The organism is Roseovarius sp. MBR-78 (assembly GCF_040547535.1).
In the GTDB taxonomy this organism is placed as follows: Bacteria; Pseudomonadota; Alphaproteobacteria; order Rhodobacterales; family Rhodobacteraceae; genus Roseovarius.
In genome coordinates this window covers 241,561-256,858 of record NZ_JBEPPX010000002.1, presented here as the reverse complement: position 1 = coordinate 256,858, position 15,298 = coordinate 241,561, and the positions used below count along the sequence as shown (strand labels likewise).

Below are 15,298 nucleotides of genomic sequence, written 5' to 3'. Positions count from 1 at the left end.
TCAGTTCTGCCCCTTGATCGTTCCGGTCACCATATGCTCGATATCGAGCCCCTCGACGGTGAGCACCATTTTCGCCTCGAATTCCTGACCCGCAGTCGCCCCCTTGGCGCGCAAGCCCTCTTCGATGGCCTGCTGCGAGGTCACGCCCACCTGTTTGAGAAACTTGCGCATGGACATGTTGAAATCGTCGCTCATTGTCGCCTCCTTTTGAGTGATCGCGTGCTTGACGCGGATATAGTCCTGTTCCTACGCTCCGGTATGGTCCGGCGCATCGTGAAACTCCACCACTTCCTTGCCGCGCTCGGCGTGGTGCTCTTGCTGCCCATTGCCGCGCAGGCCGATGAGCGGCGCTTTCGCCTTGCCGCGCCCGAGGTGCTGGCCGAAAGCGGGCTGCTCGATTACCTGCTGCCGCGTTTCTCGCTCAAGACCGGGGTGCGCATCGAGATCGTGCCCGAAGGGACGCCGGCCGAGGCGGGGCTTGGCCATCGCGAGGGGCGCGCGGCCTTTGTCGGCGCGGGCAAGACATGGCGGCTGCGCCTTGCGGGCGATCATCCGGGGGCGGCGCGCTTTGCCGACTGGCTCACCTCCGAGATCGGGCAGCGCACCATCACCAGTTTCGAGGTGGACGGGGCCGCCCCCTTTGCCCTGCCGCAGGCCGAGGCGGCGGAGGAAGAGACCGCCACCTATGATGGCGACGCGGCGCTGGGGCAGCGGGTGGCGCAGGCCAAGTGCGGGCGCTGCCATGTCGTCGATCCCGAGCGGCGCGGCGGCATCGGCTCCACGCCCTCTTTCGCGGTGCTGCGCACCCTGACGGATTGGGACACCCGGTTCCAGACATTCTATGCGCTCAACCCCCACCCGGCCTTCACGCAGGTCACTGGCGTGACTGCGCGGTTTGCCAGCCACCTGCCCCCCGCCATCGTGCCCATAGAGGTCACGCCCGAGGAGATCGAGGCCATCCTCGCCTATGTGGCGGGGATCGCCCCCGCCGATCTGGGCGCGCCAATCCAAATTCAGTGATCCTTGCGCTTTGACAGGTAATCCTCGGTGGTGCGCACGCGGGGGCGCGGGCTTGCGGCAAAGGGATTGTCGGCGGCGTTGAACTGCGCGTTGATGCGGCAATTCTCGCACATCTGGATCATGCGCGCCGCATCAGAGGTGCCGAACATCGCGTGCTTGCCCGCAAGCTTCTCGGTGATCCGCTCTACGGTCGATTTCGACCCAAAAAGCACGCCGCATTCGACGCAGGCAAAGGGCTCTTCCTCGTTGAGCACCACCTGTGTCAGCGCCGCATCGGTCAGGTCCATGCGCGGTGCGAGGGTGATCGCCTTTTCGGGGCAGATCGTGGCGCAGATCCCGCATTGCAGGCAGGCATCCTCCTGAAACCGCAATTGCGGCTTGTCCTCGTTATCCATCAGCGCGCCCGAGGGGCAGAGCGACACGCAAGACAGGCAGAGCGTGCAGGCGTCCTCGTTGACCAGCACCGCGCCATAGGGGGCGGCGGCGGGCAGGTCGAGCGTCTCGGTGCCCGGATTAAGCGCACGCGCGGCCAGCCGCGCCACCTGACGGCGGTTGCCCATCGGCAGGACCGGCTCGGCCAGCGGCGGCGGCGTGCTCTGATCGTAGAGTGCATCGCAGAGCGCATCCGGGTCCGACAGATCGAGCAGGCGCACGGGATGGCCGCCCGCCATCGCCTGCGCCAGCGGAACCTCCTGATCGGGCGCGTCGCGCTCGGTGGTGGGCGAGAGCAGCACCGACACCTCCGCAAAGCCCGAGGCCAGCGCGGCGAGGATCTCGGCATGGCCGAAACCCGCGAGCGCCGAGACCTCCAGCGGGATCACATCGGCGGGCAGGCCACGCCCGTGGCGCGCGGCAAGGCGGATCATCTCGGCCCCGAACCCGGCATCGTGGACCAGCAGGCGCGGCGCGGCGCCGCCCGCGCGGCGATAGGCCGAGGCCAGCGTCTGGATGCGGCGCAGGATCATGTCGGGCGGCGGCGCGTCATAGGTGATCGCGCCCGAGGGGCAGCGCGCGGCGCAGGCCCCGCAACCCGCGCAGATCATCGGGTCGATGCTGACATGATCGCCCGCAGGCGTGATTGCGCCGGTGGGGCAGATATCGAGGCATTTGCTGCACCCGGTCTGCTCGGCGCGGCTATGCGCGCAAATCAGCGGCTCCAGCGCGACGTAAAGCGGCTTCTCGAACGTGCCGATGAGCTGCGAGGCGGCGAGGATCGCATCGGCCACGGCGTGCAGGCTGCCGGGATCGGCGCGCAAATAGCCCTCGCGTTTTTCATGCGCGGGAAAGAGCGGCGTGCCGCCCGTAAGGTCAAGGATGATGTCGCAGGCGGTCTCGGCCCCGTCGCGCGGTGCCGTCCACGAGAGCGCGCCGCGCCCGCCGGGATCGATCTGCCGCAGCGCGTCGAGCCGCAGGTTGAAGCCGCCAAGCGCGCCCGTTGCGGCGGTGATGCGCGCGCTGATCGTGTCGAAATCGCGGGACTCGGGCGGGGCGCTGTCATCGGTCAAAAGCACCGTAACCCCGAGGATCGGCGCAAGCCGTTCGGCGGCGGGCAGCGCCGCGTCGGCCCCGCCAATGATGAGGCACAGACCTTCGGAAGTGACATCAACGCTCTTGTCGGGGCGCGCGGGCAAGGTGGCCTCGGCCACCAGCGCGGACATTTTGGGCAGCAAGGGGGCGGTATCGTCGGTCCACCCGGCGCGGTCGCGCAGGTCGAGCATGGCGGGGGGCTCGACCCCCAGATCGGCGGCCAACTCCTCGAAGATGCGGTGCTCTTGCGTGCAACAAATGATTGGCTCATCGGTGCCCCCGGCAGCGATGGCCTTGGCCGCTGCGCCCTGTTCGGCGGTGCAAAGCGCGCTGTGCAGCCGCGAGCAGGCCAGCCCCGTGGCCTGTTCAAGCCCGGTGGCGTCGATCGGCTGAGAGTCGGAACAATCGCACAATATCAATCGTTTGGGCATGTTTCCCCCAAGGGTGTCCGGTGACGGGAAGGGCGCGGCCGGTGCCACGCGCGCCAAAGCTTAGGCATGATTCGCAGCCATCGTAAACAGCCATTCGAATCACGGCCCGTGATCGCGGGGCGCGGGTTTGGCCCCTCTACAAGCCTGATTGATTCCGTGTGTTTTCAGCGCCTTGCCATGCGGCAGCGCAGCATTCCGCGGGCTGTCCGGTCAATATGTCCGTTTCAGCCCCTTTGTTGGGGTGGGGCGGTTCAAAATGTCCGGGATCGGGCCTTGGTAGACAGTCGCACACAGAAAATGCTTTGCGCGGTCAGAAAACTGCACCAATCTGAACACAGGCCAGCCATTGGGGATATCGCCAGCCGTGACCGCCTTGAGCCGAGACAAGCAGATGCTGCTGCCCGTGGGGGTGGTGGTGCGGCGCGCGCCGGGGGTGACGCGCTGGGCGGCGTGGAACTGGCGCGCTGTGGCGGTGCTGCCGGGGGCGGGACCTGCCGAGTGGCGCGAGTTGCGCCGCGAGGGCGAGGCGGTCGAATATCACGCCGCCACCCTCACGCTCGATCTGCACCACACGCAAACCGATGCCTATCTCGAGGCGCTGCGCGCGCGCGAACCATCGGTCTATGTGGTGATGCGCCCGGTGGTTGCTGGAGCGGCGGACATGCCGTTCGAGGTGACGCTGGTCACCGCCTCGCCTTATGAGGCGCAGGATTATTGCGACACCGGCGAAGAGATCGTGGAGCGGGTGCCGATGCCCGAGGGGCTGATCGCGCTGATCCGCGATTTCATCGCCGCGCATCACGTCGAAGAGGTGTTCAAGAAGCGCAAGCGCGACCACGTGACGGTCTCGGGGGCGCAGGACGGGATCGGCGATGCGCGTATCCCGCAGGCGGGCGATGTTTACCGCGCACCGGCGCGCGCCCGCAAGGAGCGGCTACATTGACCGGGGCTGCCGATTTCTGGTCGCGCCGCAAGGCGCAGGTCGCTGCCGAAGAGGTGGCAGAGGCGCGCGAGGCCGAGACCGAGGCCGCCGCCGCCCGCGATGCGGCGTTGGACGACAAGACCGATGCCGAGATTTGCGAGGAGCTGGGCCTGCCCGATCCCGATACGCTGGAAGCGGGCGATGATTTCCGCGCCTTCATGGCGCGCGCCGTGCCCGAGCGCCTGCGCCGCCGCGCGCTGCGGCGGCTGTGGCTGAGCAACCCGGCGCTGGCCAATCTCGACGGCATGATCGACTATGGCGAGGATTTCACCGATAGCGCCTGCGTGATCGAGGGGATGCAGACCGCCTATCAGGTGGGCAAGGGGATGCTTGCCCATGTGCAGGAAATGGCCCGGCAGGCCGAGGCAGAGGCGCAAGCCGAAGCGCAGGCCGAGGCCGGGGAGGACGACGCGCAAGAGCACGCCGAGACCCCCGAGGCAGAGCCTGCGCCACTGGCCATGACTGAGGCGGCATCGGTGCCCGAGGTGGTGCCCGCGCCCACTGAGGCCGTCGAAACGGGCGATGCCGAAATGGACGAGGCCGCCCCGCTGCCGCCGCGCCGCCGGATGCGCTTTGCCTTTGCCGAAACCGCCGGAGAGCAGGCATGACCAATCAAGAGGCCCTGATGGATACCACCGACGCCACGCTACCCGCCATCGCCGAGGAGGATGGCCTGCGCGCCGATCTCTATGATTTCCTCGCGGCGCTTCTGGCGCGCCCTGCCGATGCCGCGCTGCTTGGGCAGATCGCCGCGCTGCGCGGGGACGAGACCGCGCTGGGGCAGGCGGTGAGCGCGCTGGCGCGCGTCGCCTCGGTCAGCACGCCGCGCGCCGTGGAATCGGAGTTCAACGCGCTGTTCATCGGGCTGGGCCGGGGCGAGTTGCTGCCCTATGCCAGCTATTACCTCACCGGCTTTCTCAATGAGAAGCCGCTTGCAAGCCTGCGCCGCGACATGGCCGCGCGCGGGATGCGGCGCGCCGAGACCGTCTATGAGCCCGAGGACAACATCGCCTCATGCATGGAGATGATGGCCGGGCTCATTCGGGGGCGGTTCGGCGCGCCGGGCACGCTCGACGATCAAAAGACCTTCTTCGGTCGGCATATCGGCCCCTGGGCGGGGCATTTTTTCACGGATTTGGAGGCTGCTCAGTCCTCTGTTCTCTATGCTTCGGCCGGCGCGCTTGGCCGGGTGTTCATGGAGATCGAGGCCGAGGGCTTCCGGATGAGCGGGGCCTGACGCCGCGCTCCGCAACCGGCGGCACGGGCCGCCACCAACGAGGGGAGGAACCCTAGAATGACCCGCAAACCCGAGGAGGCCACAAGCCGCCGGGATTTCCTGAGGCTCGCCGCCACCGGTGCGCCTGCCATCGCCGTGGCCGCCGCCACGGTCGGCTCGCAGGCCGAGGCCGCCGAGCCTGATCTTGCGTCCGACCGGATGCAGGATACCGCGCATACCCGCGCCTATTACGACAGCGCCCGGTTCTGACAGCCGGACGCCGAGACCACCGCCGACGACTGGTTGCGTGACGCCCGACTGTCTGCGGAAACCGCAGTACCCAGCCTGAATTCGGGCCCAGGGAGGAGAGAGAAACATGCTTAGGAAAAAGACCAACGGGGTTGCGCGACGCCCCCAGCGGACCAGTATCCTGTCCGAGGTCGCCGGTAAATCCGTCGACCGCCGCGCGTTCCTGCGCGGCAGCGGTCTGGCCATCGGTGGCCTTGCCGCGATAGGTGCCATGGGTGGCACCGTGACAAAAGCCAACGCGCAGAGCGCGGCGGGCGAGGCAGTCCAGACCGTCAAATCGGTCTGCACCCATTGCTCGGTTGGCTGCACGGTCGTGGCCGAGGTGCAAAACGGCGTCTGGACGGGGCAGGAACCCGGCTGGGACAGCCCGTTCAACCTCGGTGCGCATTGCGCCAAGGGCGCATCGGTGCGCGAGCACGCGCATGGCGAGCGCCGCCTGAAATACCCGATGAAGAAAGAGGGCGGCGAGTGGAAGCGCATCAGCTGGGAGCAGGCGATAGGCGAGATCGGCGACGGCATGATGAAGATCCGCGAAGAAAGCGGCCCTGACAGCGTCTATTGGCTCGGCTCGGCCAAGCACAATAACGAGCAGTCCTATCTCTTCCGCAAGTTCGCCGCCTATTGGGGCACCAACAACGTCGATCACCAGGCGCGGATCTGTCACTCGACCACCGTGGCTGGCGTGGCCAATACATGGGGCTACGGCGCCATGACCAACAGCTACAACGACATCCACAATTCCAAGGCGATCTTCATCATCGGCGGTAACCCTGCCGAGGCGCATCCCGTCTCGCTGCTGCATGTCCTGAAGGCCAAGGAAGAGAACAACGCACCGCTCATCGTGTGCGATCCGCGGTTTACCCGCACGGCGGCCCATGCCGACGAATATGTGCGCTTCCGTCCCGGCACCGATGTGGCGCTCGTGTGGGGCATCCTGTGGCACATCTTCGAGAACGGCTGGGAGGACAAGGAATTCATCCGCACCCGTGTCTGGGGGATGGACCAGATCCGCAACGAGGTGAAGCAGTGGACCCCCGAAGAGGTGGAACGCGTGACCGGCGCGCCCGGCTCGCAGCTTCGCCGGGTGGCGCGCACGCTGGCCAACAGCCGTCCCGGCACCGTGATCTGGTGCATGGGTGGCACGCAGCACACCAACGGCAACAACAACACCCGCGCCTATTGCATCCTGCAACTGGCGCTCGGCAACATGGGCACCGCCGGTGGCGGCACCAATATCTTCCGCGGCCATGACAACGTGCAGGGCGCGACCGACCTTGGCGTTCTGAGCCACACGCTGCCCGCCTATTACGGGCTGAGCGCCGGGGCCTGGGCCCATTGGGCGCGGGTCTGGGGCGAAGATCCCGAATGGCTTGCCGCGCGGTTCGACAAGATAAAGGACAAGGAAGGCAAGGATGTCTCGCTCCAGAATCTGTCGGGTATCCCGGTAAGCCGCTGGATCGACGGCGTGCTCGAAGATCCTGCGAACATGGACAACCCCAACAAGGTGCGTGCCATGGTGCTCTGGGGCCACGCGCCCAACAGCCAGACCCGCGGCAAGGAAATGAAGACCGCGATGGAACAGCTCGACATGCTGGTCGTGGTCGATCCCTATCCGACGGTCTCGGCGGTGATGCATGACCGCACCGACGGCGTCTACCTGCTGCCGGCGGCGACGCAGTTCGAGACCCGTGGCTCTGTCACCGCGTCCAACCGGTCGCTGCAATGGCGTGACCAGGTGGTGGCCCCGCTCTTCGAGTCAAAGCCCGATCACGAGATCATCGGCCTCTTTGCCAAGAAGTTCGGCTTTCACGACCGGTTCTTCCGCAACATCAAGCTCGAGGACGACGGCGTGACCCCGAATATCGAGGACACGCTACGCGAGATCAACAGCGGCACCTGGACGATCGGCTATACCGGCCAGAGCCCCGAGCGGCTCAAGCTGCACATGGCCAACCAGCACACGTTCGATCGCACCACGCTGCGCGCCAATGGCGGGCCAGCCGATGGTGAGACCTACGGCCTGCCGTGGCCGTGCTGGGGCACGCCCGAGATGAAGCATCCGGGCACGCATATCCTTTACGACATGTCCAAGCCGGTCAGCGAGGGGGGCCTCACCTTCCGCGCGCGGTTCGGTGTCGAGCGGGATGGCGACAACCTGCTGGCCGAGGGCGTCTATTCGGTGGGGTCCGATATCCAGGACGGCTATCCCGAATTCACCATGCAGATGCTGATGGATCTGGGCTGGGACAGCGAGCTTACCGATGACGAGCGCGCGGCCATCGAGGCGGTTGCCGGGCCCGCGACCAACTGGAAAACCGACCTGTCGGGCGGGATCCAGCGGGTGGCGATTGCCCATGAATGCGCCCCCTTCGGCAATGCCAAGGCCCGCGCGGTGGTGTGGACCTTCCCCGATCCGGTGCCGCTGCACCGCGAGCCGCTCTATACGCCGCGGCGCGACCTGGTGGCGGATTACCCGACCTACGAGGACCGGCACGCCTACCGGCTTCCGACCCTCTACGCGTCGATCCAGAAGAACGACTTCTCGAAGGAGTATCCGATCATCCTCACCTCCGGCCGTCTGGTCGAATACGAGGGCGGCGGCGACGAGACCCGGTCCAACCCGTGGCTCGCCGAGTTGCAGCAGGATATGTTCGTCGAGATCAACCCGCGCGACGCCAACAATCTTGGTGTGCGCGATGGCGAGCAGGTCTGGGTCGAGGGTGCCGAGGGTGCCAAGGTAAAGGTCATGGCGATGGTGACCGAACGGGTGGGTGCCGGTGTGGCCTTCATGCCGTTCCACTTTGGTGGCCATTTCGAGGGGCGCGACCTGCGGGAAAACTACCCCGCCGGGGCCGATCCCTATGTGCTGGGCGAGGCATCGAACACCGCCCAGACCTATGGCTATGACAGTGTGACCCAGATGCAGGAGACCAAGTGTACTCTCTGCAAGATCATGCCAGCGTAAGGAGAAAGAGACATGGCAAGAGCAAAGTTTCTATGCGACGCCGAACGCTGCATCGAATGCAACGCCTGCGTCACCGCCTGCAAGAACGAGCACGAGGTGCCGTGGGGGATCAACCGCCGCAAGGTGGTGACGATCAACGACGGCACACCGGGTGAACGCTCGATCTCGGTGGCCTGTATGCACTGCTCGGATGCGCCCTGCATGGCGGTCTGCCCGGTGGATTGCTTCTACCAGGACGAGGAAGGCGTGGTGCTCCACTCCAAGGACCTGTGCATCGGCTGCGGCTATTGCTTCTACGCGTGCCCGTTCGGCGCGCCGCAATTCCCGCAGGCGGGCAATTTCGGGTCCCGCGGCAAGATGGACAAGTGCACCTTCTGCAAGGGCGGCCCCGAGGAGAACCACTCCCAGGCCGAGTTCCAGAAGTATGGGCGCAACCGGATCGCGGAGGGCAAGCTGCCCATCTGCGCCGAGATGTGCTCGACCAAGGCGCTTCTGGCCGGAGACGGCAACGTGGTCTCGGCGATCTACCGCGAGCGCGTGGTGGCCCGTGGCTTTGGCTCGGGCGCTTGGGGCTGGGGCTCGGCCTACGGCCAGCAAAGCGGCGGTTGATCCGCCCGACGGGGCGCGCACACCTGCGCGCCCCGTCCCTTCTGCGATGGGCGGCCCTTGTGCCGCCCTCGCATCCTTGGAATTCTCATACAGGATGATCTGCCATGATCCGCAAGATCCTGCCCCTCTTTCTGTCGCTGTTCCTCGCGCTGCCGCTGGCCGCGCAACAGGGAACAGAGGCCCCGCAACCCGACCGTGCCGCCACCGGCGGCGCGCAGACGCTCGACGATATCCTCGCCCGCCAGCGCGGTGAGACGGTCGCCCAAAAGGGACTCGGCGATCCCACCCTTGCCGATCCCGATGACGCCGCAGGCATGGCGGGCCAGCTTGGCACGCTGGGCGGGGCCTCTGACGCCGAGGTGTGGCGCGCGCTGCGCTATGGGCTGGATGATGTAAAGGTTTCCTCCGGCGGGCCGGAATCGCGCGTGCTCATCCAGGATGGCGGCATGAAATGGCTGCAATTCCGCAAGGGGCCGCTGGCCACCTATGGTGCGTATCTGCTGGGTGGCACGCTGGCGCTTTTGGCGCTCTTTTACCTCATCCGCGGCAAGATCCGCATCGACGGCCAAAAGACCGGGCGCACGGTGACGCGCTTTCAGGCGATAGAGCGGTTCGGCCACTGGCTGATGGCGGGCTCGTTCGTGGTGCTGGCGCTTACCGGGCTTGTGGTGCTCTTCGGGCGCATGGTGGTGATCCCGCTTCTGGGGCACGAGGCGTTCTCGACCGTCGCGATCGGCTCCAAATGGGTGCATAACAACATTTCCTGGGCCTTCATGCTGGGGTTGGTGATGGTGTTCGTCATGTGGGTGCTCCACAACATCCCCAACCGGACCGACCTGAAATGGCTGGCCGTGGGCGGCGGGATTTTCACCAAGGGCGTGCACCCGCCCGCGAGGAAATTCAACGCAGGCCAAAAGCTCATCTTCTGGGCCACCATTGTCTTTGGCGCGTCGATTTCGGCCTCGGGCCTGTCGATGCTCTTCCCCTTTGAGTTGCCGATGTTCGCCAAGACCTTTGCCATTCTCAACGACATGGGATTGCCGCAGCTTGTGGGCCTTGGTCCGCTGCCCGAGATGCTCGCTCCGCATGAGGAGATGCAGCTTGCCACGCTCTGGCACTCGATCATGGCCTTTGGTCTGACCGCGATCATCCTTGCGCATATCTATATCGGGTCGCTTGGCATGGAGGGGGCGTTCGATGCGATGGGCACCGGCGAGGTCGAGGAGCAATGGGCGCGAGAGCATCATGGGCTGTGGCTTGAAGAGTTGCAGCAAAAGGGCCACGCCCCTGCCCCCGACAAGGCCGCGCATCCGGCTGAATAGGCCGATGCGCGGGCTGATCGCCGGATTGTGGCTCTTGGCGGCGACCCCGGTCGCGGCGCAGGAGTTTACCACGCTCAAGGGGCATGGCGGGCCGGTGATGGGGCTGGAGATGCTGCCGGGCGGTGCGGTGGCGTCGGCAAGTTTCGACAATTCGGTCGGCCTCTGGCAGGGGCGCGCCCCCCGTTGGCTGGAAGGGCACGCGGCGGCAGTGATCGCGGTGACCCCTTTGGGTGCAGATCACCTTGTCTCGGGCGGCGATGATTTCGACCTGATCCTGTGGGACCGCGACAGCGGCGACGCGACACGGCTGGAGGGGCATCAGGGCAAGGTGGCGGCGCTTGCCGTCTCGCCCGACGGGGCCTGGATCGCCTCGGCAAGCTGGGATGGCGCGGTCGGGCTCTGGCCGGTGGCGGGCGGCGCGCCGCGCTTTCTCAAAGGCCATGACGCGCCGGTGACGGATGTGGCCTTTGCCAGCCATGGCGCGCGGCTCTTTTCCACCTCTGCCGATGGCACGCTGCGGGTCTGGCATTGGCAGGAGGCGGCTCCGGTCTCGCGGGTGTTGGTTAATCAGGGGTTCGGCATCAACCGGTTGGTGGTGGGGCCCGAGGATGCGTGGATCGCCTATGGCGCGGTCGATGGCGCGACGCGCGTCGTCGATCCCGAGACCGGGGCCGAGATCGCCGATTTCACCCTCGACCGCCGCCCCGTTCTGGCGCTGGCGCATCACCCCGCCACCGCGCAGCTTGCCGTAGGCGACGGGCACGGCCATATCATGGTGATTGATACCGCCGATTGGCGGATCGCCCGCGATTTCAAGGCGATGGCGCGCGGCCCGGTCTGGGCGCTGGCATTTTCGCCCGATGGCGGGATGATCTATGCCGGGGGGCTGTCCGAGGTGGTCTATGGCTGGCCCGTGGCGATGCTCGACGCGTTCGACCCGGCAGGCGAGACCGAGCACAGCTTCCTGCGCCCGCCCGAGGAGATGGAGAATGGCGAGCGGCAATTCATGCGCAAATGCTCGATCTGTCACGCGCTTACCCCGCCGCCCTCGCGCAAGGCGGGGCCGACGCTTTACGGCCTCTTCGGGCGGCCCGCGGGCAGCGTGCCGGGCTATCCCTACTCGCCCATCCTTGCCGAGTCGGATATCATCTGGACCGAAGAGAGTATCGACGCGCTGTTCGATCTTGGCCCCGATCACTATATTCCCGGATCGAAAATGCCGATGCAGCGCATCACCGCGCCGCAGGATCGCGACGATCTTGTCGCCTATCTGCGCCGTGCCACCGAAACAAGAGGAGAGACCAGACCATGAAAACGATGTTTGCGGCCTTCGTGGCCAGCGCGGTGATCGCCGCCGCCGCCCCCACCGTGCTGCACGAATTGGGCTACACGATCGAGACCACGCGCGCGGGCGACAATGTCAGGCTGGGTGCCGCGCCCGAATGAGCGCCCGCGCCCCCGTCCGGACCACTGCCCAAGGCTCGCCGCCCCGCGACGATTACGGCGAAAGCCTCGCGCGGGCCGCGATCCTCGTGATCGACGACGAGCCGGGGATGCGGAATTTCCTGGTCAAGACGCTGGGGCCGCGCTGTCGGCATGTCGAGATTGCGCGCTCTTGCGCCGAGGCGGGGGAGATTCTCGATCAGGGGCATGTCGACCTGCTTATCCTCGACAATATCATGCCCGACAAGACCGGGCTCGACTGGCTCGAGGAACAGCGCCGGGTGGGGCTTTTCGCCGAAACCATCCTGATGACCGCCTATGCCGATCTCGATACCGCGATCAAGGCGCTGCGCGCGGGTGTCACCGATTTCGTGCTCAAGCCGTTCCGCGCCAACCAGATCCTGAACGCGGCGGCGCGCGCGCTCGACCGCAAGTATCTGGCGCGCGACAATTACCTGTTGCGCCACGAGCTGTCGGGCGGGGGCGGCACCGCGCGCGGGCGGCTTCTGGGCAATTCGCCCGCGATCCGCGAGGTGCGCGATCTGCTGTCGCGGCTCGCGCCGATGCCCACGCCGGTACTTTTCACCGGGGCGAGCGGCACCGGCAAGGAAATCGGCGCGCGCACGCTTCATGCGCTCTCGGAACGGGCCGACAAGCCCTTTGTCGCGGTCAATTGCGCCGCATTCTCCGAGGCGCATATCGCCGAGGAACTGTTCGGCCTGATCGAGGATGGCGCGCGGCGCAAGGACGGGCTGCTGTTTCACGCCGAGGGCGGCACGCTCTTGCTTGACGAGGTGGCGCAACTGCCGATGGCCGTGCAGGCGGCGCTTTTGCGGGTTCTGGAGGATCACCGCATCCGCCCCATCGGCTCGGAGCGGGAGGTGCCGCTGGATTTGCGGTTCCTCTTTGCCACCAACGCCGATCTGGGCGCGGAGGTGGCGGCGGGGCGGTTCCGCGACGACCTTTACCACCGCATCAACGTGGTCAACGTGGCCATGCCGGTCTTGCGCGCGCGCAAGGAGGATATCGCCGAGTTGGCCGCGCTCTTCATGAGCGAGTTTGCCACCACGCTGGGGATGCCCGCGCTCGACCTCAACGACCAGGTGCTGCTCAAGCTGAGCCGCTATGACTGGCCCGGCAATGTGCGCGAATTGCGCAACCTGATTGAACGCTCGGTGATTCTCGGGGCGTTCCCGGCGGAGTTCGAGGGGAAGGGGCGGGTGAGCGGCGCAGAGGCCATCGAGACGCTGGAAATGGTCGAGCAGCGCCATATCCTCGCCGTGCTCGATGCCTGCGGCGGCAACCGCGCCGAGGCCGCGCGCCGCCTTGGTGTGGCGCGCAAGACGGTGGATCGCAAATGCGCGGCCTGGGGGGTGTGAGGGGCGGGCGGCTGGCCCGGTGTCGCCGGTCACGTCTTGCCCCTCACCGCGCCTCCTGCGCCGGAAGCCAGACGGTGAATTCCGCGCCGCCCTCGGGGCGGTTGCAGGCGGTGATGATCCCGCCCGCCTGCCGGATCAGCGTCTGGCTCACCGACAGGCCAAGCCCGGTGCCCTCGCCATGCCGCGTGGTAAAGAACGGATCGAACACCGCCGCAAGCTTGCTCTCGGGGATGCCCTTGCCGGTATCGGCCACGATCAGGGCCGCGCCCGCGCGCCCCTCGCGCGCCATCGGGCGGGTCTCGATCAAGAGCCGCCCGCCGGTGCCCATCGCCTGCGCGGCATTGGTCACAAGGTTGATGATGACCTGCTGCAACTCGCCGGGGTTGATGGTGACGAGCGGCGTATCGGTGGCCTCGACGATCTCCACCGCGATATCGGCCTTGGACAGGACGTGATCGACCAGCACCAGGCAATCGCGCAGCACCTGGCCCATGTCCACGTCTTCCTCGAAGCTGCCGAACTCGGTGGGTCGCGCGAATTGCAAGAGCTTGCCGACGATCGCGCTGATGCGGCCCACCTGCCGGTCGATCAGGCCCAACTCGTGCGCAATAGGCCCGGCGCGCGGCCCAAGCGCCTCGCGGATCACGTCGAGATTGCCCTGGATGACGGCGGTGGGGTTGTTGATCTCATGGGCGACACCGGCGGTGATCTCGCCGATGGAGGCGAGTTTCTCCGACATCACCAGTTGTTGATAGGTGGTCTCGAGCTTGGCATTGGCCTCGCGCAATTCGGCGGTGCGCGCTTCCACGCGGGCGTTCAATTCGTCGTTCCAGGCACGCAGCGCGCGGTCGCGCTCCTGCACCTGGTCAAGCAGGCTGTCGAGATGGGCGGCCACGGTGCCGATCTCGTCGCGCGAGGCAACCGGGCCGATCCGCGCCTCCAGGTCGCCCGCCTCGACCCGCTCCATCGTTTGCGTCATCCGCTCCAGGGGCGCGAAAATGTTGCGCGCCAGCCACAGAAAAAGCGGCGCGCTGAGCGCGACCACGGCAAGGAATGCTGCGAAAACAAGGATATAGGCATTGCGCTTGGCCGCGTCGAACGGGGCCTGAAGAAAGCCCACGTAAAGCATTCCGACAGGTGCCCCGGTGCTGTCGATGATCGGGCGATAGGCCGAGATATACCAGTCATTGACCACGAAGGCGCTGTCGAGCCAGGTCCGCCCCTCGCCCAGCACCGCGCCGCGCACCGCCGCCGACACCCGCGTGCCAAGCGCGCGGCTGCCCTCGAAAAGCCGCACATTGGTCGAGACGCGCACATCCTCCAGAAACAGCGTCGCCGTGCCCTGCCGCGCCCCCGGCGCGCCGCTGTCGCGGTAAACCAGCGCGTTGATCGTGTCGATGAAACCAAGGTTGCGATTGAGCAGAATGCCCCCCACCAGCACCCCCTCGCGCCCCGGCGTGGCCACCGGCGTGGCGCTGTGCACCACCATGCCGCGATCCTCGACGGTGCGCGTCGTCGGCACGGCGGCCTGCGTCGGAATGAGCGGCACGCGCGCGCGCGCGGCCAGCTCCGGGCCGGTCTCGGGCAGGGCGCGCAGCACCTCGGGCGCGAAAATGTCGATCTCGGTCGCGGCCACGCCTGCGGCGGCGCGGGCAATGACCGGCCAGCCGGTCTTGCGCGCCCTCTCGCGGGGCAGGTAATAGAGGAAATCGAGCCCCAGCGCCGCGCGCTCGTCTTCGAGAAAATCGCGCAGGCCGCCGCCCCCGCGCAGCGCCCGGTCAAAGCGCAGCGAGCGCGCCAGCGCCGTCACATCGCCCCCGGTCGTGGTCAGGATGCGCTGCACATATTGATCGGCCACCCGCAGATCGGTTTCCACATTGGTGACCAGAAGCGCGTCGTAATTGGCAGACCAGCGCCCGATGGCCACGGCCAGAAGCGCGGGCATCAGCACCACCAGCGGCAGCAGCGCGAGAATGAGAAGGCGTAGCCGGACGGAGGTCATGCAAAAGGGCCGGGCTCCATTTGGACCCCGACCCTAAAGCAATTTCAGCGGAAGTTTACAGTCTTTTTCGGTGCAGTCACGCCCGGTTCAGGC

At 66.8% G+C, this 15,298-nt stretch carries 14 protein-coding genes; 11 read left to right on the top strand and 3 right to left on the bottom strand.

Annotation, left to right across the window (positions count from 1 at the left end; translation table 11 throughout):
- The gene (locus tag ABIE58_RS02845) at positions 1 to 195 is read right to left on the bottom strand and encodes a DUF6494 family protein (protein WP_354543166.1); all 195 of its coding nucleotides are present in this window, start codon (positions 193 to 195) and stop codon (positions 1 to 3) included.
- Between the two features lie 63 nt (positions 196 to 258).
- Between ABIE58_RS02845 and ABIE58_RS02840 the strand changes: the two genes are divergently transcribed.
- Entirely contained in the window at positions 259 to 1,020 is a 762-nt protein-coding gene (locus tag ABIE58_RS02840; RefSeq protein WP_354543165.1) for a c-type cytochrome, read from the top strand.
- Here the strand turns inward: ABIE58_RS02840 and ABIE58_RS02835 are convergent.
- On the bottom strand, positions 1,014 to 2,978 hold the full coding sequence (locus ABIE58_RS02835; RefSeq protein WP_354543164.1) for a 4Fe-4S binding protein: 1,965 nt from the start codon (positions 2,976 to 2,978) through the stop codon (positions 1,014 to 1,016). The two genes, ABIE58_RS02840 and ABIE58_RS02835, sit on opposite strands and share 7 nt — an antisense overlap.
- A gap of 391 nt (positions 2,979 to 3,369) precedes the next feature.
- On the opposite strand from ABIE58_RS02835, the gene ABIE58_RS02830 reads away from it, so the two are divergent.
- From ABIE58_RS02830 to ABIE58_RS02785, 10 genes are all read left to right on the top strand, one after another.
- Complete coding sequence (locus tag ABIE58_RS02830) at positions 3,370 to 3,921, top strand: DUF3305 domain-containing protein (protein WP_354543195.1); 552 nt, start codon at positions 3,370 to 3,372, stop codon at positions 3,919 to 3,921.
- Positions 3,918 to 4,568 (top strand): DUF3306 domain-containing protein, encoded by a 651-nt coding sequence (locus ABIE58_RS02825; RefSeq protein ID WP_354543163.1) that lies wholly within the window; start codon positions 3,918 to 3,920, stop codon positions 4,566 to 4,568. The genes ABIE58_RS02830 and ABIE58_RS02825 overlap by 4 nt, the downstream gene beginning before the upstream one ends.
- On the top strand, positions 4,565 to 5,197 hold the full coding sequence (locus ABIE58_RS02820) for a TorD/DmsD family molecular chaperone (protein WP_354543162.1): 633 nt from the start codon (positions 4,565 to 4,567) through the stop codon (positions 5,195 to 5,197). Before ABIE58_RS02825 ends, ABIE58_RS02820 begins: the two co-directional genes overlap by 4 nt.
- Before the next feature lie 57 nt (positions 5,198 to 5,254).
- On the top strand, positions 5,255 to 5,446 hold the full coding sequence (locus tag ABIE58_RS02815; protein WP_354543161.1) for a ubiquinol-cytochrome c reductase iron-sulfur subunit N-terminal domain-containing protein: 192 nt from the start codon (positions 5,255 to 5,257) through the stop codon (positions 5,444 to 5,446).
- A gap of 106 nt (positions 5,447 to 5,552) precedes the next feature.
- Positions 5,553 to 8,450 carry a formate dehydrogenase subunit alpha gene (locus tag ABIE58_RS02810; RefSeq protein WP_354543160.1) on the top strand — a complete coding sequence of 966 codons (2,898 nt, stop codon included), beginning with the start codon at positions 5,553 to 5,555 and terminating at the stop codon, positions 8,448 to 8,450.
- 12 nt (positions 8,451 to 8,462) lie between these two features.
- A complete protein-coding gene (fdh3B, locus tag ABIE58_RS02805; protein ID WP_354543159.1) occupies positions 8,463 to 9,059 on the top strand; it encodes a formate dehydrogenase FDH3 subunit beta in 597 nt (198 codons plus the stop codon).
- 104 nt (positions 9,060 to 9,163) lie between these two features.
- Positions 9,164 to 10,381 (top strand): formate dehydrogenase subunit gamma, encoded by a 1,218-nt coding sequence (locus tag ABIE58_RS02800; protein WP_354543158.1) that lies wholly within the window; start codon positions 9,164 to 9,166, stop codon positions 10,379 to 10,381.
- A 4-nt stretch (positions 10,382 to 10,385) separates the two neighbouring features.
- Positions 10,386 to 11,693: a c-type cytochrome gene (locus tag ABIE58_RS02795; protein ID WP_354543157.1), complete on the top strand. Its 1,308-nt coding sequence runs from the start codon at positions 10,386 to 10,388 to the stop codon at positions 11,691 to 11,693.
- Positions 11,690 to 11,827, top strand: coding sequence for a hypothetical protein (locus tag ABIE58_RS02790; RefSeq protein WP_354543156.1), 138 nt, complete (start codon positions 11,690 to 11,692; stop codon positions 11,825 to 11,827). Before ABIE58_RS02795 ends, ABIE58_RS02790 begins: the two co-directional genes overlap by 4 nt.
- Entirely contained in the window at positions 11,824 to 13,203 is a 1,380-nt protein-coding gene (locus ABIE58_RS02785; protein WP_354543155.1) for a sigma-54-dependent transcriptional regulator, read from the top strand. Before ABIE58_RS02790 ends, ABIE58_RS02785 begins: the two co-directional genes overlap by 4 nt.
- 43 nt (positions 13,204 to 13,246) lie before the next feature.
- Here ABIE58_RS02785 and ABIE58_RS02780 read toward each other — a convergent pair whose 3' ends face one another.
- Positions 13,247 to 15,205 (bottom strand): sensor histidine kinase, encoded by a 1,959-nt coding sequence (locus ABIE58_RS02780; RefSeq protein WP_354543154.1) that lies wholly within the window; start codon positions 15,203 to 15,205, stop codon positions 13,247 to 13,249.
- Between the last annotated feature and the right edge of the window lie 93 nt (positions 15,206 to 15,298).

What these genes read in the sequence shown, in the direction of transcription:
- ABIE58_RS02830 (WP_354543195.1), top strand. Translation starts at nt 3,370, where the DNA reads ATGCTGCTGCCCGTGGGGGTGGTGGTGCGGCGCGCGCCGGGGGTGACG.
- ABIE58_RS02845 (WP_354543166.1), bottom strand. Translation starts at nt 195, where the DNA reads ATGAGCGACGATTTCAACATGTCCATGCGCAAGTTTCTCAAACAGGTG.
- ABIE58_RS02815 (WP_354543161.1), top strand. Translation starts at nt 5,255, where the DNA reads ATGACCCGCAAACCCGAGGAGGCCACAAGCCGCCGGGATTTCCTGAGG.
- ABIE58_RS02795 (WP_354543157.1), top strand. Translation starts at nt 10,386, where the DNA reads ATGCGCGGGCTGATCGCCGGATTGTGGCTCTTGGCGGCGACCCCGGTC.
- ABIE58_RS02790 (WP_354543156.1), top strand. Translation starts at nt 11,690, where the DNA reads ATGAAAACGATGTTTGCGGCCTTCGTGGCCAGCGCGGTGATCGCCGCC.
- ABIE58_RS02840 (WP_354543165.1), top strand. Translation starts at nt 259, where the DNA reads ATGGTCCGGCGCATCGTGAAACTCCACCACTTCCTTGCCGCGCTCGGC.
- fdh3B (WP_354543159.1), top strand. Translation starts at nt 8,463, where the DNA reads ATGGCAAGAGCAAAGTTTCTATGCGACGCCGAACGCTGCATCGAATGC.
- ABIE58_RS02820 (WP_354543162.1), top strand. Translation starts at nt 4,565, where the DNA reads ATGACCAATCAAGAGGCCCTGATGGATACCACCGACGCCACGCTACCC.
- ABIE58_RS02810 (WP_354543160.1), top strand. Translation starts at nt 5,553, where the DNA reads ATGCTTAGGAAAAAGACCAACGGGGTTGCGCGACGCCCCCAGCGGACC.
- ABIE58_RS02785 (WP_354543155.1), top strand. Translation starts at nt 11,824, where the DNA reads ATGAGCGCCCGCGCCCCCGTCCGGACCACTGCCCAAGGCTCGCCGCCC.
- ABIE58_RS02800 (WP_354543158.1), top strand. Translation starts at nt 9,164, where the DNA reads ATGATCCGCAAGATCCTGCCCCTCTTTCTGTCGCTGTTCCTCGCGCTG.
- ABIE58_RS02780 (WP_354543154.1), bottom strand. Translation starts at nt 15,205, where the DNA reads ATGACCTCCGTCCGGCTACGCCTTCTCATTCTCGCGCTGCTGCCGCTG.
- ABIE58_RS02835 (WP_354543164.1), bottom strand. Translation starts at nt 2,978, where the DNA reads ATGCCCAAACGATTGATATTGTGCGATTGTTCCGACTCTCAGCCGATC.